Here is a 16,559-nt window from a genome sequence, read left to right as displayed (position 1 = left end):
ACGTGGCAGGCGGCATTTCCATTCACGCGGTCGATGTGGCGAGCGGGCGCCCGGCAAAGGGGCTGCGCGTCGAGATATGGCGGATCGATCCGGACTCCGCGCGCATCGCCGACGGGAGGCTCGGCGCCAACGGCGTGCTCGATCATGCCGTCGCGCAAGGCGCGGGCGTGACGGCAGGCGAGTACGAGGTGAGGTTTGATCTCGGCGAGTTCTTCGGCGGCAGCGACGGCTTCCTGACCGTGACGCCGTTCCGCTTTCGCATCGAGAACGTTGACGAGCATTTTCATCTGCCGCTGAAATTCACGCGCTGGGGTTATTCGCTGTTCCGCGGCGCCTGATCAATTGGTCAGCCGCCGCGACAGGCCCGTGACGCGTTCCATGACCGCAACCAGCGCGACCGTCGCGATGATCAGCACGCCCGACAACGCTGCGATTGTGACGTCGAGCTTGCCTTCGAGGTCCTGCCACATCCGGATCGGCAGCATGTCGGTCGCGGCATCGCGCAGAAACAGCGAGACCGGCACGTTGTCGAAGGACGACATGAAGGCGATGAAGGCGCCGGCGATGATGCCCGGCCGGATCAGCGGCAGCACGATGCGCCGGAAGGTGTAGAGGCGGCTGGCGCCAAGCACCGCCGAGCTCTCCAGCAGGGTCGGCTCCAGCTGGGCGAGCGCGGCGACCGTGTTGCGCACGACATAGGGCACGCAGACCACCGTGTGGCCGATCACGAGCGTCAGCGGCGAGACCGGCAGGCCGACCAGCGAGAACAGCATCAGCGCGGCCAAACCAAAAGCCAGCGCCGGCAGCACCAGCGGCGACATGAACAAGGAATCGAGCAGCCGCGCCGACAGCGTCGGCGAGCGCGAGATCGCCAGCGCGGCGGCAACGCCGAGCACGACGGACAGGCCGGTTGCCCACAGCGCGACGATGAGGCTGTTCTTCGCCGCGAAATGCAACTGCCAGGCATCCCAGAGCTCGGCGTACCAGCGCAGCGAATAGCCGGGCGGCGGGAAGCGCAGCGAGAAGCCGCTGGTGAAGGAGACGATCAGGACCACGAGCGAGGGCGAAATGATGATGACCAGAGCGATCAGCGCGATCACCGTCATCACCAGTTCGAAACTGAACGATTCCAGCGTGCGCTTGCGGCCAGCCATCACGCGCCTCCATAGCCGCGCGACAGGCGGCCGAGCGTGGTGAAGACGGAGACGACCGCGAGCACGGCGAGCAGGAAAATGATCGAGATCGCCGATGCAAACGGCCAGTTCTGCAGCGTGGAGGCCTGTTGATAGAGATACATCGGCATGAACAGCATCTGCCCGCCGCCGATCAGCGATTGGGTGATGAAGGCCGTAATCGCGGCGGCATAGGTCAGCGTGCAGCCGGCGATGACGCCGGGCAGCGACAGCGGCAGCACGATCCGGAAGAAGGTGCGCCAGCTTCCGGCGCCGAGCGAGCAGGAGGCATCGTCGAGATTGGGGTCGATCCTGCCGAGCGCGGTGATCAGCGGCAATGTCATCAGCGGCATCTGCACCTGCGCCAGCGCGATCACGACGCCGAACTGGGTGTAGAGCAGTTTCAGGGGCGTATCGATGATCCCAAGGGATTGCAGTGTCGCGTTGATGATGCCCTGCCGGCCCAGGATGACGATCCAGGCGAAGGTACGCACCACGACGCTGGTGAGCAGCGGCAGCAGCACGATCAGGATGATGATGGTCTGGAGTTTTGGTCCGACCCGCTGGTAGAGCCAGGCGATGGGAAAGCCGAGCGCGAGGCAGACGGCCGTCACCTCGGCCCCCAGCAGCAGCGTCGAGCCGAGCACGCTGAGGCTGAAGGGATCGGTGAGAAAGTGCAGGTATTGGCCGAGCCCCCAATGGAGCCCGGCCGTGTCGTTGTGCAGCGAGAGCCAGAGCAGCTGAAGCAGCGGCGCCACGAAGAAGATCAGGAAGAACAGCGCCAGAGGCGCCGCCAATCCCATCCCGTAAGACGTCACGTCGCGTGATGCAGGCGCCGCGCCCATCGCTCAAACCTTCGTGGCTTTAGATCTTGATCTCGCGATTAAAACGTTCGATCCAGGCCGAGCGCTGCTCGTTGATCTTCTTCCAGTCCTGGAATACGAATTTCTGCTTCAGCTCGGCGGTGTCCTTGGCGAGCACGCGCGCGATCTCGCCGCTCATCGCGACCTTGGAATTGGTCGGCACGATCAGGTAGGGCGGCTTCATCAGCGTGGTCTGCACCTCAGCCGTCAGCGCGGCCTCGATCAGCTTGAAGGCGAGCTCGCGGTTCGGCGAGTTCTTGACGATGTGGATCGTGGTCTTGAAGGCGATGGCGCCTTCCTTCGGCGCCACGAACTCGACCGGCACGCCGCGCGCTTTCAGGATCTGGATGGCGTTAAAATTGCCGGGCGAGATGTCGATCTGGCCTTGCTGGAACAGGGTCGCGAGCGCGCCGGGATTGGCGGCGACCGCGGCTAGATTGGGCTTCAGCTCTTCCAGCGCCTTGAAAGCGGGGTCGACATTGGCCTCCGAGCCGCCGCGCATCTTGGCGATCTCGACCAGCCAGCCGGTGCCGAGCGTCGAGTTCAGGTTGGTGATGCCGACGCGGCCCTTGAACTCGGGCTTCCACAGGTCGGCCCAGGAGGTCGGCGGGGTCTTGATCGCTTCGGGATTGTAGGTGAGACCGACGACCTGGAAGAACGGGGCAGGGCCCGTCGGCTCCTGCGCCTCGCTGATCAGGTCCTTGTAATAGGCGCTCTTCTCGACCGGGTAGGGCTCGACCAGATCCTGGCCGATCGCGACGAGCGCAGGACCGGGATCATGCAGCATGACGTCGATCGGCGGGTTGGCCTTGGCGGCATTGACCTTCGCGATCTGGTCGACCGAGAGCATGGGGTCGAGCACGATCGCCGCATCGGCGTTCGCTTTCCGGAAGGCCGGCACCAGCACGGCCTTGTGCGCTTCCTCCCAGCTTCCGGTGAAGGTCGCAAACACCAGCGGGCGAGCCTGGGCAAAACTCAATCCCGGAAACGCCTTCATGGCGCCGAGTGTCAGTGCGGTGGTCATCAGGCTTCGGCGGTTCATGATCATGATCGAACTCCCTCTGGACTGGATCTAAAGCGTTGCGGGAAAGGCGTTGGCGAGCGATGGGGCGAGCGGGGCGAGGCGCACCGCAGCGCCGCTCTCCAGTGCGTGCGTAGCGCCGATGCGCGCCTGGGAAATCTTGACGCCGGAGCCGTCGGCGGTCGTGACCTCGTGCACGACGGTGGCCCCCAGTGGCAGTGACATGCCGACGACGCCGGCAAAGCCGGTCTCGTCGGCGACGAATTGCAGATGCTCGGGCCGGATGCAGACGGTGACGCGGCCGCCCTCCGCGAGGCTGGCCGCCGCCGGCCGTGCGATAATCTCGGCGCCGGCATCGAGCCGCACCTTTGCAGCGGTGCGATCGGCCGAGACCACGACACCGGGCATGCGGTTGGTCGAGCCGACGAAGGTGTTCACGAACAGCGTCTGCGGTCGGTCATAGATGTCGGACGGCGTCCCGAATTGCTCGAGCTTGCCGTGGCTGAGCACGGCGACGCGGTCGGCCATCGACAGCGCCTCCTCCTGGTCGTGGGTCACGATCAGCGTGGTGATGCCGGAGACGCGTTGCAGCCGCTTGATTTCGATCTGCATGTCGAGCCGCAGATTCTTGTCCAGCGCCGCAAAGGGCTCGTCGAGCAGCAGGATCGAGGGCTTGATCGCGAGCGCGCGGGCGAGCGCGACGCGCTGCTGCTGGCCGCCGGAGAGCTGGCGCGGCAGCCGCTCGGCCATCGCCGGCAATTGCACCAGCTCGAGCAGGCGCTGCGCTTCGCGCTGGCGCGTCGCCTTGTCGATGCCGCGGGCGGCGAGGCCGTATCCGACGTTCTCGCTGATCGACAGGTGCGGAAACAGCGCGTAGTTCTGGAACACGATGCCGACTGCGCGCCTGTTCGGCGGCAGCGCATCGACGATGTCGTCGCCGATGATGATACGTCCCTGGCTTTGCGCGATGAAGCCGGCGATGATGCGCAAGAGCGTTGTCTTGCCGCAGCCGGAGGGTCCAAGCAGCGCGATGATCTCGCCACCCTTGATGTCGAGATTGATGTTCTCGACTGCGAGCGCGCCACTCGGGTACCGGTGGGTGACGGCGTCGACGACGAGCGAACGTCCGCCTTGCGCTTCAACCATGGTGTTGCCTCCCGTTGCCCCGGAGGAGAAAGCAAGTCTCGTGCCCGCCGCGCTCGCCTTTCGATGCGAGGTTTGGCATGGTGGTGCGATGACACCCAAGCCATCGATCTGCGACCTCACCGCTGCAAACCTTGCGCGCGCCATTGCGAAGGGCGACCTGTCCTCGTGTGAGGCGGTCGAGGCGCATCTCGGGCGGATCGAGGAACACGATCCGCAATTGGCGGCGTTCGTGACCGTGGATGCCGAGGGCGCCCGCCGCGCCGCGCAAATCTGCGATGCCGCACCCGCGTCGATCGGGCCGCTGCATGGCGTGCCCGTAGCGATCAAGGACCTCACCGACACCGCGGGGCTTGCGACAACGTACGGATCGGTGCTGTTTCGCGATCACGTCCCGGCCGAGGACGATCTCGTGGTGGCGCGGCTGCGGCGCGCCGGCGCGATCATTCTGGGCAAGACCAACACGCCGGAATTCGGCTTCGGTGCGGTCTGCACCAACAGATTGCGTGGGCCGACGCGCAATCCGTTCGATCCCGCGCTGACCTCCGGTGGATCGTCCGGCGGCTCCGCTGTCGCAGTCGCGGCCGGCATGGTGCCGCTGGCCCATGGCACCGATTTCGGCGGCTCGGTGCGCACGCCTGCGAGCTTTTGCGATGTCGCTTCGATCCGGCCGACGCCCGGCCGCATCCCGTCGCCGCGTCGGCCGCTCGGCTGGGACATGCTGGCCAGCCATGGCTTTCTCGCCCGCGGCGTCGACGATCTCGAGCTCGCGTTGTCGGTCTGTGCGGGACCTGATGCTTACGATCCGCTCTCTGCTGGCGTCGGCAATGACGATCGGCCGCTTGCGGGCCGTCCGCGGATCGCAGTCACGCCCGATTTCGGTGTCGCGCCGGTTGCGCGCGATGTTCGTGTGCGCTTCGGCGAAGCTTGCAAGGCGCTCGCGCGGGTTGCCGATGTGGCGGAGGCCTCGCCCGATTGCGGCGGGGCGATCGAGACCTTTCGCACTTTGCGCGCCGCGCATATCGCGAGCAGCTATGGCGAGTTGCTGAGGACCCGGCGTGCCGAGCTCACGCCGACGGTGATCTGGAACATCGAGGCCGGCGCAAACCTGTCCGCGGAGGACTATCTCCACGCAGAGCGCCGCCGCACGGCCATCTATCGCAGCTTTCGCGCATTGTTCGGCCGTGCCGATTTCCTGGTCGCGCCGGCCGCTTCCGTCTTCCCCTGGCCAAACGAGATCAGTGACGTCATGTCCATCGACGGCATGCAGTTGGAGACGCCGATCGACTATCTCGCCGTAACCTTCATCGTGTCGCTGGTCGGTTTCCCGGTCCTGACCTTGCCGGCGCGGCGAGGAGTGAATGAGCTGCCGTTCGGTATCCAGATCATCGCGCCACCGGGAAGCGAATCCCGCTTGTTTGCCTTCGGCCGTATGATCGAGAACGAACTGGGTTTTTCGCATCGCCGGCCGCCTCTCTGATCAGCGATCGCGATGCTCGAGCCGGGCGGCGAGCGCGTCGGCAAGACCAATAGTGGGCTTGGCGGCGGGCCGACGGAACGTGCCCGCGGTTGCCTTGCGCAGCCGTTGTGCCACCAGCGCTTCGGCTTGTTTCACGGCGGCGACGACCTGATCGACGACGGGGACAGGGATCCGGTCGGCGACGCGCTCGGCGAGCCCCGAAAGCGGTGCGCCCGCAAAGATCAGGACATCGGCCCCGTCCTCGATGACGGCACGTTGGGCGAGCTCAACGAGCAGATCCTCTTTCTCGGTGCCGACAGCGGAGATCGCCTTGAATGGCGTATCGAGCATCCGGACGCCGGCGCAGCGCTCGCGCAGCCCGTGGTCGCGGACGCATTCTTCGTACCAGGGGCCAAGCGCCTGGGCGAAGGTGACGATGGCGAAGCAGCGGCCGGCCATGCAAGCGGTCAGCATTGCCGCCTCGGCCATGCCGACCATGGGAATATCGAACGTCTCGCGCGCGGCGAACAGGCCGGGATCGCCGAAGGCTGCGATGATCGCCGCATCGACCTTCCCGTGCTGCTCGGCCAGCATCTCCAGCGCGATGGCGCCACCGATCTGCGCCTCGGTGCGCGTGGAGATATAAGGCACGCCCCGCGAGGCCGTACAGGGGACCAGCTCGGTGCCGGACGCGGCGGCGCGCTGGCCGACCTCCATCATCAACTGGGTGACGGCGGTGCTGGTGTTCGGGTTGAGCAGCAGCAGCTTCATGGTCATGCCGCAGTCAGCTTGGGTTTCGAGAGGGCGAGCGTCTCGAGCAGCGCGGTGCCGGTCTGGCGGACATGGGCGCCGAGCAGGCGTCCCGCGGCCTCGCTGTCGCGCGCCTCGAGGGCGGCGAGGATGCCGGCGTGCTCGTCGACCGAATTGCTCCAGCGCCGGTCGGCGCCGAGCGCGAGGTAACGCGCGCGTTCGGCGCGGGAGATCAGCGTCTCGTGCGCCTCGCGCAGCGGCGTGTTGCGGGCCATGCGGACGATGGCGTTGTGGATCTCGCCATTGATGGCAAAATACTCGTCGAGCTTGCCGTTGCGGTGATGGCCCTCCATGCGGGTCTGAAGTGTTCGCAGGCGAGCGAGATCGCGCTCGGTGGCGCGCTCCGCGGCAAGCTCTGCGGCCAGCCGCTCGATGCCGGCGAGGGCCTCGAACAATTCCGAGATGCCCTCGATTGCGATGTCGGCGATGCGCGGACTGCGGTTGGGGCGGAGCTCGATCAATCCTTCGGCGGCGAGCACCTTCATCGCCTCGCGCAGCGGCGTGCGCGATACGCCAAGCTCCTTCGACAGCTTTGTCTCCTGGGTCTGCGATCCCGGCGGCAGCTCGCCGCGAATGATCATCGTCCGCATCCGCGCGGCGGCGCGCTCGTGCAGGCCCATCCTTTTGAGTTTGGGCGACTTTCGGCCCTTCGGGGTTTCCGACTTCTGCTCCACGCGCGCCTCGTTGCTTCAGTTCATCCTAGCCGTTTTTGGCCCTTTGACTTGCTCAAAATATCGCCGCATCGCGCTGAAAACAATGGCATATCGCGCAAATTGTATGCAGCATGCAAAAACCGGATTGCACTGCGGCGAAGCCCGACCGATGATCCCAGCAAGACGCGCGGGATCTCGCGCCTTCGAAACGGAGTAAGCGATGCGGACGAGTTTGCGACTGGGCCTCGTGGTGATGGCGGCGATGTTCGGCGGAGGCGATTTCGCCATCGCGCAAGCCCCGAAGATCAAGCTCGGCTATGCCAAATGCGCGCACTGCCTGCCGATGTCGCTGATTCCAGGCATGGCGAAGGGCGTCGAGGTCGAGGCCACCGGGTTCAACTCGGGCAATGACGTGCTGACGGCGCTGATCTCGAAGAGCATCGATGTCGCTCAGGTCACTTACCTCCACTACATCACCGCGCTCGACAAGGGTTTTGATGTCGTCGCCGTGTCCGGCCAGATCAATGGCGGCTCGGAATGCCTCTCCTCCGCGAAGCTGAATCTTCCGCCCGACGATTGGGCCACGTTCAAAGCGACGGTTGTCAAGGCGAAGAACGACAGCCAGCCGCTGAAGGTCGCGGCGTCCCGTGGCAACGCGCAGGACATCCACATGCGCGGCGCGTTCCTGAAGCAGGGCGTCGATCCCAACAAGGACATCCAGTTCATCAACATCCCCAACCCGTCCGATCATCTCGCCGCCTTGCAGCGCGGCGAGGTCGACATGATCTGCTCGGTCGAGCCGTTCGCCTCGCAGATCCGTCTTGCCGGTGCCGGCAAGCATTTTGTGCTGCCCTACGACCAGGCTGCCGGCAACCTGACCAATCTGATCGTGACCCGCTCGGATGTGATCGCGAGCCAGCGCGCCGGCGTGCAGGGCGTCGTCACCGCCGTGGTCGAGCTCGACAACAAGCTGATCGCCGACAAGGCGCCGTGGATCGAGGTCATCAACAAGCTCACCGGCCTCGACAAGAACGTGGCGACCGAAGCGCTGAAGAATGCCTCGCCAGATCCCGCGATCCATCGTTCACAGACGCTCGCGATCGCCGCGATGATGCGTGATCTCAAGTACATCTCGAAGGACGTCGCCGCGGAAGCGGAGAAGAACATGGACTATTCGTTTCTGGAAAAGGCCACGGGAAAGGCCAAGAATGACCTCGGTTACTGACGTCTCGCCCGCGAGGCCAGCGTTCCGGCTGACGCGGGCGTTCCAGGGGCTCGAACGCCTGGTCGTCCCCGCGCTGCTGATTGCGGGCTGGGAGGCGTTTGCCCGTAGTGGCATGCTTCCGCCCGCGCTGCTGCCGGCGCCGAGTGCGGTGCTGCATGCGCTCGGCGACTGGGTGTTCGGCTTCGACGAGACCACGCAGACCTATTCCGGCCACTGGCTGCGCGACGCGCTCGCCAGCGCTCTTCGTGTCTTCGGCGGTTTTGCGCTGGCAAGCCTGCTCGGAATCCTCGCCGGGGTCGCGATCGGCTGGTCGCGCCTGTTCGAGAAGACGCTTGAGCCGACGCTGCAGATGCTGCGTCCGATCCCGCCGGTGTCCTGGATTCCGCTCGCCATCATCTGGTTCGGCATTGCCGACAAGCCGGCGATCTTCCTGGTCTTTCTCGGCGCCTTCTTTCCGGTGCTGATGAACAGCATTCACGGGGTGAAGACCGTGGACCATAATCTGGTCCGCGCAGGCGCGATGATGGGCGCCAACGGACGGCAGATGCTGACCGACATCGTGCTGCCGGCCGCGCTGCCTTCGATCTTCGCAGGGCTACGCATCGCGGTCGGGTCGGCCTGGATGCTGACGGTCACCGCGGAGATGGTCGCGGTGAAGAGCGGCCTCGGCTACGTTTTGTGGGATTCCTATTACTTCCTGCGCTACGACATCGTGTTGGCTGCCATGATCTCGATCGGGCTGCTCGGCTATCTCTCCGACCTCGGCCTCAAGGCGATCATGGCCCGCACACTGCGCTGGCAGCAGACAACCACGGTGCAGGGCAGGGCGGGCTGATGGCGGCAATCGAGCTTCGCAACATCGTCAAGGTGTTCTCCGACAAGCGGCGCGGCCGCGACCTGCTGACGCTGGACAACATCAATCTCGACATCGAAACCAATGATTTCGTCTGCCTGCTTGGCCCGTCCGGCTGCGGCAAGTCGACCCTCCTGAACATCATCGCCGGCTTCGAGCAGGCAACGTCAGGGCGGACACTGGTCGGCGGCAAGCAAGTGGAGCAACCCGGCTCGGACCGCGGCGTGGTATTCCAGCAGCCGACCCTGATGCCGTGGCTGACGGCGATCGACAACATCGCCTTCCATCTCAAGCTCAAGGGCGTCGCCAAGGCCGAACGGCACCACCGTGCGATGGAGTTCATCGATCTCGTCGGCCTCCGCGGTTTCGAGCATCATCATCCGTCCGAGATGTCCGGCGGCATGAACCAGCGTGTCGGCATCGCGCGCGCCCTGCTGATGAACCCGAGCGTCATCCTGATGGACGAGCCGTTCGCGGCGCTGGACGCCCAGACCAAGCTGGAGATGCAGGAAGAGCTGGTGGCGATCTGGCAGAAGCGTCGCTGCACTATCGTCTTTGTCACCCACAGCGTCGACGAGGCGCTGGTGCTCGGCAACAAGATCGTGGTGATGACGAAGCGTCCGGGCCGGATTCGCGACGCTGTGAACTTCGACCTGCCGCGCCCGCGCGATATCACCAGCCCCGAGTTCAACGACGCCAAGCGCCGCATCCTGTCGCTGATCCGCGAGGAGTCGACGCGCCTGGCGCAGGCGTCGTAAGATCTCGGCATGCGCAAGCGTCTCGGCATGATCACGCCGTCCTCCAATTCGGTGCTCGAGCCCGTCACCAGCGCCATGCTGGCCGGCGCTCCTGACGTTACTGCGCATTTTTCGCGCTTCCGCGTGACGGAGATTGCACTCGACGCGGCCGCGTTGAGTCAGTTCGACGCCTCGGTGATGCTGCCCGCGGCGGATCTACTGGCGGACGCCAAGGTCGATGCCATCGCCTGGAACGGCACCTCCGCGAGCTGGCTTGGCATCGGCAGGGACAGGAGCCTTTGCGAGGCGATTACGGAACGCACTGGCGTGCCCGCGACGACCTCGACGCTCGCCTGCATCGAGGCCGGCCGCGCACTCGGCGCCAGGCGCGTTGGTCTCGTCTCGCCCTATACGGATGATGTGCAGCGGCGGATCGGCGATGTCTGGGCGGAGGAGGGCATCCCCCCGCATGCCGAGCGGCATCTCGGCCTGCGCGACAATTTTTCCTTCGGCGAGGTCGCGCCTGCGACGATCGCCGGCATGATCCGCGCCGTGGCGGCGGAGGGGGCCGACGCGATCGTCATCCTTTGCACCAATCTCGACGGCGCGGCGCTGGCGGCCACGCTGGAGCGGGAGCTGGACATCGCCGTGCTCGACTCGGTCGCGGTAACGCTGTGGCGGACCCTTGAGCTTGCCGGCGGCGACATCAGGGCTCTTGCAGGGTGGGGCCGAATATTCAAGACATCAGCGGTCATCAAGTGATGGAGACTCCTGTGACACAGCTCGATCTCGCCATTCGCGGCGGCACCATCGTGACCGCCAGCGACGAGTTTCGCGCCGATATCGGCATTCGCGACGGCCGTATCGTCGGCATTGCCGATCGCATCGAGGGCGCGGCCCGCGAGATCGACGCGACCGGCCTGCTCGCGCTGCCGGGCGGGATCGACAGCCACGTTCACATCTCGCAACCCTCGGGCCCCGATGTGGTGATGGCCGACGATTTTGCCTCGGCAACGCGCGCGGCCGCCGCTGGCGGTAACACCATGGTGCTACCCTTCGCGCTCCAGGAGAAGGGGACTTCGCTCCGCACCTGCGTCGAGAGCTACCGCAAGCTCGCCGAGGGCGAGTGCTACATCGACACGGCGTTTCATCTCATCATCTCCGACCCGACCGCGGTCGTGCTCGGGCAGGAACTGCCGGCCCTGGTCAAGGACGGCTACACCTCGTTCAAGGTGTTCATGACCTATGACGACCTCGTGCTCAGCGACAAGCAGCTGCTCGAGGTGTTCGAGGTGGCGCGCCGCGAGGAGGCGCTGGTCATGGTCCATTGCGAGGGCTACGACGCGATCCGCTTCCTTACCAACAGACTGGAGCGCGAAGGCCACATCGCGCCCTATTATCACGGCACCTCGCGACCGCAGGCGGTCGAGCGCGAGGCGACGCACCGCGCCATCAGCCATGCCGAGGTGATCGGCGTTCCCATCATGATCGTCCACGTCTCCGGGCGCGAGGCGATGGAGCAGGTGCGCTGGGCGCAGCAGCGCGGACTGCCGGTTCATGCGGAGACCTGTCCGCAATACATCACGCTGACGGCCGATGACATGAAGGGCCTCAACATGGACATCACGGGCGCGAAATATGTCTGCTCGCCGCCGCCGCGCGATGCCGAGAGCCAGCAGGCGATCTGGGAGGGCATCACGACGGGCGTGTTCCAGACTTTCTCATCCGATCATTGCCCGTTCCGCTATGACGATCCCAAGGGCAAGCTGACGCCGAATGCACGCACTTCGTTCCGCTGGGTGCCGAACGGCATCCCCGGCGTCGAGACGCGGCTGCCGATCCTGTTCTCGGAGGGCGTCTCGAAAGGACGTATCAGCCTGCAAAAATTCGTCGAGCTGACCGCGACCAACCATGCGCGAATCTACGGCCTCTATCCACGCAAGGGCTCGATCGGCGTCGGCTTTGACGCGGATGTCGTGCTGTGGGATCCGAAGCTGACCAAGAAGATTCAACAAGCCGACCTGCACCACGGGGCGGACTATACGCCGTGGGAGGGTTTTGACGTTACCGGCTGGCCCGTCACGACGATCGCGCGGGGGCGGGTGGTGTACGAGCAGGGCAAGATCGTCGGCGACAAGGGCGCGGGCGAGGTGCTGAGCCGGGGCAAGTCAAGCCTGGTGTGACGCGACAACTCGCGGAGCGGCCGCGCGTCCTTCAGCAACGCAGCTTCACGGCCCGACCATGGCTCAGAGCGCCGGGTCGTCGCTTCCGGTAGGTGAGCCGACCACGGTGATGCGAGCTCCCAGGGGCAGCCTTTGACCTAACTCCGACTCCACCGAACGATTGCGTTGATCTATGCGGCGCGATCCTTGTCGGACTGCTTCTCGACTGCGGTGGCGGTTTCTTCGAACCCCTTTTCGTAATTGCCCGCAAACCTTTCGATGCTGTCGGCCCACATTCTCAGCATTGAGACCTGAAAGTGCATAATTGGCTTCAAGGCAATCATACCGATTTCTGTCGCTGCGGTTGTGCGCTTTTGGGCGTCGCGTGCGAGACGGTCTGAGTTAGTGGTGTTGTCTGCCATGGCTTGCTCCTTCTCCGGTGATTAACCCCAAAGCTAGGTGCCAGGTTGTGCACCACGTGATGCTGACCGTTCGGCCAAAGCCTGATCTGCCGCGAGTCTAGCGCGTCGATCGTCATGCAGTTCGTCCAGCTTTTTCAGGTAAGCGACCGCTGCTATTTGCAAGAGGTCGAAATCATATTCGCCGGTATCGCGAAGATTGGTGATGTAGCGAAAGAGGGCGGAACGCCTGTTATCGTCTTCACTGATGCCACTATTGAGCAGCAAGTAGTTCCGCCAAGCGAACGCACATGCGCCTTCTATGGCCTGAGAAGTCATGGGCACCTCCCGAGGTCAGAGAAAGACTGATAAGTCGATTCGTTCCGCGATTTCCCAGATGTAATGTTGTTCCGTAAGTGCACCGCGAGATGTTTCGCGAAGTGTCAGTGCTGCAATCGGCACGCACGCGAGGACTCGGCGCTGTCGGCAGAAGAAACACGGTCCACTAAGGATCGGACCTGCATCTTAGTCATCACCCGCGGCGGTGTGCACCTCATCGTGCACTCTGATATGCCAAGCGGTGATCTCCTTTGTTAGTTCACCGCGAATAACAAAGGCCCTGTCGCGCCCGCCGAACATACCCGCCTGCATGGGAAAGGTTAGGCCGTGTATCCGACCAAAGGCGCACCGCTGTCCTAATTTGAAATTGTTGGCCGCGTCCAGGGAGCCCTGCCATGGAGGCTTCATTCACGTGAGAATAACCGCCTATACCGGCAACTTCCGAGAAGGACATAAAGAGGACAAGCGGACCCCATTCGAAAGCCTCCTAGCCGCAAGAAGAAGCCAGAGACGTCCCGCAACGCCGCGTGGAGCTAGTTTCGCCAGGAATTTGTCTGGCCTTCACGAGGCGGCGACCGCTCTCGACGTGAGACGGCCCACCCACGCGAGATGCTCGTCCAGGATCATTTGAATGGCTCCCCTTGAAAGGTGCCCGCGAGCATCCAGATAACATCCAGACATCATCCAGTCGGATGGTGAATGGATGTTCCGCTATGCCCGCTAACGTTCACGAACTGCGACCCAAGGTCCCCGACACAGAAAAGATCACGATCAACCTTGGCTATGTCGACCTCGGTCATGTCGATCTCATGGTGCAGGAAGGGTTCTATTCGAACCGGACTGATTTCATCCGGACAGCAATCCGCAACCAGCTCGAGCGACACATAGAGGTGGTCAGACAGTCCACGGCCCGGAAGAACCTGGACCTCGGGCTCCGCAACTACACTCGCGAGGATCTCGAAGCGGCGCGGCGCGCCGGCGAGATGCTGCAGATCAATGTTTTGGGCTTGGCCACCATCGCCCAGGACGTCACCCCGGAGTTGGCTCGCGCCACAATCGCGTCGGTCTCGGTGCTGGGGGCGCTTCACGCCACTCCCGCGGTCAAGGCCGCTCTCGCCGACAGGACAAGGTGAATGATGCTGAATCAAGACATAGTCCGCGAAGCAACCCGCCTCACGCGTGCCGGCCAACTGGTCGAAGCCACCGCGCTGTTGCAGCGCATGCTCCAGGGCGGTAGAGCTCCAAGACCGGACTCGCGCAGCGCCACTCAGGATCAGCTCCCGCGGTGCGATCCGCTTACCATCGACGCCACGGCCAACGTTGTCGACGAGCGGGAAGCCCCGCAGATTGCGCCGGCCCGCTCTGGTCAGGGACGCAGACGCTCCTTGCTGCTCGATGGCATGCGGGATGTTTCCGGGCTCCGCATGCGAAGTCCGATCACACGCGCTCCTTTGTCCCCATCGGACATCGTGCCCGAGGGCACACGGTTTATGGCCGGTAAGTTCAGTAACGCCGCGGGAAGCCGGACCTACAAGCTGTTCATCCCAAGCCGCTATCAGGGACAACGGCTTCCCCTGATCGTCATGCTTCACGGCTGCACCCAGTCGCCGGACGATTTCGCGGCCGGCACCCGGATGAACTTCCTGGCGGAAGAGCAGAATTGCTTCGTGGCCTATCCTGAGCAGCCGAGCGGAGCCAACCAGTCGAAGTGCTGGAACTGGTTTCGCACGAGCGACCAGCGCCGCGGCGGGGGCGAGCCCTCGATAATCGCCGGCATTACCCGCCAGATCATGCGCGACCATGTGATCGATCCGAAGCGCGTATACGTCGCGGGGCTGTCGGCCGGCGGGGCCGCCGCCGCCATCATGGGCGCAACGTATAGCGACCTGTATGCGGCCGTCGGTATTCATTCAGGCCTCGCGTGCGGAGCCGCGAGCGATCTTCCCTCCGCGTTCGTCGCCATGCGGCAGGGGGGCGGCTCCATGGCAATCGCGGACACTTCTGTGCCGACTATCGTTTTCCATGGCGATCGCGACACAACGGTGAATCCAAAGAATGGCGATCAGATTATCGAGCAGTCCGCCAGGGCAACGAGCCTGACGACGAAGGTGCTTCGCGGACGCGTACCCCACGGCCATGCCTATACTCGCACCGTCCTGATCGACGGGGCCGGTCGGGCGATTTCCGAACACTGGAACATCAATGGCGCCGGACACGCGTGGTCAGGCGGCAGCCCCGCCGGATCCTACACTGATCCGCAAGGGCCGGATGCGACCAGGGAAATGCTGCGCTTCTTCCTCGAACATCCGCTCGGTGGGTAGTCTGGCTTCACACGGCGCTCACGTCGTCCTCGAGCACATCGCCGAGTTTCCGGATCAATTTGGCGTCGCCGAAGCCGGTCTCTATCCGCCAGCGCGGGCGCGGCGGCGGCTAAAGCATTCAAGGAGGGTCGCCCAGTTAAGCGTTTGTTGGTTGGAGTTGCTACCTAAAATCATGGTCGACATCGTAGAACGTGCGATTGATCTCAGTTCATGCGGGACCAACAGCACGGACTTGGAACCCCACGTCACCAAGCCTGTTGTCCTTTCAGGAATGACCGTTGTGGTCGCACCCCCATTTTCTTGGAGCGTCAGATGAGCAAACGCAAACCAGCGGCAGCGCCAAAACGCGCCCGCAATCCGAAAATGGCAGCGCGGGCCCAACGGAACAAGCAGGCCATTGTTAAAAGCCCGAAAGAGAATTTACTTCACTCTGCTGCGGCAGACTCGATCGAACCGCCTCCTGAGCTTCATGATGATCCTAAACACGAGGTTTCTGTCATTGAGCGTCGGGCCGATGCCTTAGTAGACGACCTCAGTCAGAGAATGACGGATAGCGATCCAACGAAAGGCTTTGCTCCAGCGACGGCAGACATGCAGGCGTATCAAACGAAGCTTCTTGAGATAGCCGGGGCCAACGCGCAATTTGCTTTTGAATTCGGCCTGAGACTTGCGACGATCAGGTCACCAACTGAATTTTTCGGCGTCATTACGGAGTTTACAAGCAGACGGGTCGATATGTTCGCCGAGCATTCGAAAGAACTGGCGGCATATTCGTTCTGGAGCATCAAGCCGCCTCGAGAGCTCACGGCTCTCCTGGGACGATAACTGCAAGCCGTCAGGATGGACGAAAATGCACCTCACGCCCGCGCAGCGACCGTCTGGCGCGCGCGCATTTGGACGGGTGTTGGCTCTCCGGCCCAAGCAGTTGAGGGCGGCCGCTGAGGAAAGCGCTTCTTATTCCAGGGGCAGCGCAGTTGCAGCTTCAGTATCAGGGCCTCCTGTATCTCGTTAGAATCCGGCGTGAAGGTTTATCCGGTCATCGACCGATCAGTCGCGGCGCGGCACGTGGCGTTTGCCCGGCTCCATCTGGTCGAGGATGTCGGTCACATGGTACCCGAAACCGGCGCTATTGACCCCCAGCCGACCTCAGTGGAGCGAGCCGTCACTACGAAAGATTGCTGCGGGAATGTGAGCCGGCCGTTTGCCAGAATAGCGGGATCGAGGCGAGTAGCGGCGTCGTGTGCGATGGCGGCAATCTTGCGTTCACGCCCGGGACCATCGTGGTCCTTCAAGAGTGCAGCCATCGGGGTCGCCGTGAGTTGGAAGCGGACGTAATCCAGCGCCGAGGGAAAGCTAATTTGCTTGGATACGGTCGCAACATTGACATCATCAAAGCCAGCCTG

18 protein-coding genes and 1 pseudogene are annotated in these 16,559 nt (G+C 63.8%); 10 read left to right on the top strand and 9 right to left on the bottom strand.

From position 1 onward, the window contains the following. Window positions 1-2: 2 nt before the first annotated feature. Window positions 3-338, top strand: a complete 336-nt coding sequence (locus AC066S_RS25820) for a hydroxyisourate hydrolase (RefSeq protein ID WP_478270945.1) — start codon at window positions 3-5, stop codon at window positions 336-338. On the opposite strand, the gene AC066S_RS25815 is transcribed toward AC066S_RS25820, so the two are convergent. The 4 genes from AC066S_RS25815 to AC066S_RS25800 are packed head-to-tail and all read right to left on the bottom strand — an operon-like array spanning window position 339 to window position 4,202. Next, window positions 339-1,154, bottom strand: coding sequence for an ABC transporter permease (locus tag AC066S_RS25815; RefSeq protein ID WP_164718759.1), 816 nt, complete (start codon window positions 1,152-1,154; stop codon window positions 339-341). Beyond that, complete coding sequence (locus AC066S_RS25810) at window positions 1,154-2,017, bottom strand: ABC transporter permease (RefSeq protein WP_135165492.1); 864 nt, start codon at window positions 2,015-2,017, stop codon at window positions 1,154-1,156. Before AC066S_RS25810 ends, AC066S_RS25815 begins: the two co-directional genes overlap by 1 nt. Window positions 2,018-2,036: 19 nt before the next feature. Further along, window positions 2,037-3,083, bottom strand: coding sequence for an ABC transporter substrate-binding protein (locus tag AC066S_RS25805; RefSeq protein WP_135165491.1), 1,047 nt, complete (start codon window positions 3,081-3,083; stop codon window positions 2,037-2,039). A gap of 24 nt (window positions 3,084-3,107) precedes the next feature. After that, window positions 3,108-4,202, bottom strand: a complete 1,095-nt coding sequence (locus AC066S_RS25800; protein WP_478270944.1) for an ABC transporter ATP-binding protein — start codon at window positions 4,200-4,202, stop codon at window positions 3,108-3,110. Window positions 4,203-4,290: 88 nt separating this feature from the next. Between AC066S_RS25800 and AC066S_RS25795 the strand changes: the two genes are divergently transcribed. Next, window positions 4,291-5,679, top strand: coding sequence for an amidase (locus tag AC066S_RS25795; RefSeq protein WP_478270943.1), 1,389 nt, complete (start codon window positions 4,291-4,293; stop codon window positions 5,677-5,679). On the opposite strand, the gene AC066S_RS25790 is transcribed toward AC066S_RS25795, so the two are convergent. Beyond that, a complete protein-coding gene (locus AC066S_RS25790; RefSeq protein WP_478270942.1) occupies window positions 5,680-6,429 on the bottom strand; it encodes an aspartate/glutamate racemase family protein in 750 nt (249 codons plus the stop codon). A 2-nt stretch (window positions 6,430-6,431) separates the two neighbouring features. After that, window positions 6,432-7,142 carry a GntR family transcriptional regulator gene (locus AC066S_RS25785; RefSeq protein ID WP_135170816.1) on the bottom strand — a complete coding sequence of 237 codons (711 nt, stop codon included), beginning with the start codon at window positions 7,140-7,142 and terminating at the stop codon, window positions 6,432-6,434. A gap of 199 nt (window positions 7,143-7,341) precedes the next feature. Between AC066S_RS25785 and AC066S_RS25780 the strand changes: the two genes are divergently transcribed. The 5 genes from AC066S_RS25780 to hydA are packed head-to-tail and all read left to right on the top strand — an operon-like array spanning window position 7,342 to window position 12,119. Then, complete coding sequence (locus AC066S_RS25780; protein WP_478270941.1) at window positions 7,342-8,346, top strand: ABC transporter substrate-binding protein; 1,005 nt, start codon at window positions 7,342-7,344, stop codon at window positions 8,344-8,346. Next, window positions 8,330-9,181 (top strand): ABC transporter permease, encoded by an 852-nt coding sequence (locus AC066S_RS25775; protein WP_135170818.1) that lies wholly within the window; start codon window positions 8,330-8,332, stop codon window positions 9,179-9,181. The genes AC066S_RS25780 and AC066S_RS25775 overlap by 17 nt, the downstream gene beginning before the upstream one ends. Then, the gene (locus tag AC066S_RS25770; protein WP_478270940.1) at window positions 9,181-9,957 is read left to right on the top strand and encodes an ABC transporter ATP-binding protein; all 777 of its coding nucleotides are present in this window, start codon (window positions 9,181-9,183) and stop codon (window positions 9,955-9,957) included. Before AC066S_RS25775 ends, AC066S_RS25770 begins: the two co-directional genes overlap by 1 nt. Window positions 9,958-9,966: 9 nt before the next feature. Then, entirely contained in the window at window positions 9,967-10,698 is a 732-nt protein-coding gene (locus AC066S_RS25765; protein WP_126258881.1) for a maleate cis-trans isomerase family protein, read from the top strand. After that, a complete protein-coding gene (hydA, locus tag AC066S_RS25760; RefSeq protein ID WP_205680508.1) occupies window positions 10,698-12,119 on the top strand; it encodes a dihydropyrimidinase in 1,422 nt (473 codons plus the stop codon). The genes AC066S_RS25765 and hydA overlap by 1 nt, the downstream gene beginning before the upstream one ends. 170 nt (window positions 12,120-12,289) lie before the next feature. On the opposite strand, the gene AC066S_RS25755 is transcribed toward hydA, so the two are convergent. Together AC066S_RS25755 and AC066S_RS25750 are read right to left on the bottom strand one after the other, a co-directional pair. After that, window positions 12,290-12,520 (bottom strand): hypothetical protein, encoded by a 231-nt coding sequence (locus AC066S_RS25755; RefSeq protein WP_126258883.1) that lies wholly within the window; start codon window positions 12,518-12,520, stop codon window positions 12,290-12,292. 33 nt (window positions 12,521-12,553) lie between these two features. Then, window positions 12,554-12,835: a hypothetical protein gene (locus AC066S_RS25750; RefSeq protein ID WP_126258884.1), complete on the bottom strand. Its 282-nt coding sequence runs from the start codon at window positions 12,833-12,835 to the stop codon at window positions 12,554-12,556. A gap of 713 nt (window positions 12,836-13,548) precedes the next feature. Between AC066S_RS25750 and AC066S_RS25745 the strand changes: the two genes are divergently transcribed. The 3 genes from AC066S_RS25745 to AC066S_RS25735 all read left to right on the top strand — a co-directional run bounded on the left by AC066S_RS25745 (window position 13,549) and on the right by AC066S_RS25735 (window position 15,981). After that, complete coding sequence (locus tag AC066S_RS25745) at window positions 13,549-13,968, top strand: CopG family transcriptional regulator (RefSeq protein ID WP_478270939.1); 420 nt, start codon at window positions 13,549-13,551, stop codon at window positions 13,966-13,968. Window positions 13,969-13,971: 3 nt separating this feature from the next. After that, window positions 13,972-15,156: an extracellular catalytic domain type 1 short-chain-length polyhydroxyalkanoate depolymerase gene (locus AC066S_RS25740; protein WP_478271024.1), complete on the top strand. Its 1,185-nt coding sequence runs from the start codon at window positions 13,972-13,974 to the stop codon at window positions 15,154-15,156. Window positions 15,157-15,468: 312 nt separating this feature from the next. Beyond that, complete coding sequence (locus AC066S_RS25735) at window positions 15,469-15,981, top strand: Phasin protein (protein WP_167767691.1); 513 nt, start codon at window positions 15,469-15,471, stop codon at window positions 15,979-15,981. A gap of 278 nt (window positions 15,982-16,259) precedes the next feature. Here the strand turns inward: AC066S_RS25735 and AC066S_RS25730 are convergent. After that, window positions 16,260-16,559: pseudogene (locus tag AC066S_RS25730) on the bottom strand (hypothetical protein); the annotation flags it as partial.

It is taken from the genome of Bradyrhizobium sp. CFUWI (genome assembly GCF_056429085.1).
This window is presented reverse-complemented; position numbering and strand designations above follow the sequence as displayed.

Bases quoted from the DNA above. Each gene is read 5' to 3' on its own strand.
- AC066S_RS25765 (WP_126258881.1), top strand. From the start codon at position 9,967: ATGCGCAAGCGTCTCGGCATGATCACGCCGTCCTCCAATTCGGTGCTC.
- hydA (WP_205680508.1), top strand. From the start codon at position 10,698: ATGGAGACTCCTGTGACACAGCTCGATCTCGCCATTCGCGGCGGCACC.
- AC066S_RS25790 (WP_478270942.1), bottom strand. From the start codon at position 6,429: ATGAAGCTGCTGCTGCTCAACCCGAACACCAGCACCGCCGTCACCCAG.
- AC066S_RS25810 (WP_135165492.1), bottom strand. From the start codon at position 2,017: ATGGGCGCGGCGCCTGCATCACGCGACGTGACGTCTTACGGGATGGGA.
- AC066S_RS25750 (WP_126258884.1), bottom strand. From the start codon at position 12,835: ATGACTTCTCAGGCCATAGAAGGCGCATGTGCGTTCGCTTGGCGGAAC.
- AC066S_RS25795 (WP_478270943.1), top strand. From the start codon at position 4,291: ATGACACCCAAGCCATCGATCTGCGACCTCACCGCTGCAAACCTTGCG.
- AC066S_RS25755 (WP_126258883.1), bottom strand. From the start codon at position 12,520: ATGGCAGACAACACCACTAACTCAGACCGTCTCGCACGCGACGCCCAA.
- AC066S_RS25780 (WP_478270941.1), top strand. From the start codon at position 7,342: ATGCGGACGAGTTTGCGACTGGGCCTCGTGGTGATGGCGGCGATGTTC.
- AC066S_RS25740 (WP_478271024.1), top strand. From the start codon at position 13,972: ATGCTGAATCAAGACATAGTCCGCGAAGCAACCCGCCTCACGCGTGCC.
- AC066S_RS25745 (WP_478270939.1), top strand. From the start codon at position 13,549: ATGCCCGCTAACGTTCACGAACTGCGACCCAAGGTCCCCGACACAGAA.
- AC066S_RS25805 (WP_135165491.1), bottom strand. From the start codon at position 3,083: ATGATCATGAACCGCCGAAGCCTGATGACCACCGCACTGACACTCGGC.
- AC066S_RS25815 (WP_164718759.1), bottom strand. From the start codon at position 1,154: ATGGCTGGCCGCAAGCGCACGCTGGAATCGTTCAGTTTCGAACTGGTG.
- AC066S_RS25770 (WP_478270940.1), top strand. From the start codon at position 9,181: ATGGCGGCAATCGAGCTTCGCAACATCGTCAAGGTGTTCTCCGACAAG.
- AC066S_RS25800 (WP_478270944.1), bottom strand. From the start codon at position 4,202: ATGGTTGAAGCGCAAGGCGGACGTTCGCTCGTCGTCGACGCCGTCACC.
- AC066S_RS25775 (WP_135170818.1), top strand. From the start codon at position 8,330: ATGACCTCGGTTACTGACGTCTCGCCCGCGAGGCCAGCGTTCCGGCTG.
- AC066S_RS25735 (WP_167767691.1), top strand. From the start codon at position 15,469: ATGAGCAAACGCAAACCAGCGGCAGCGCCAAAACGCGCCCGCAATCCG.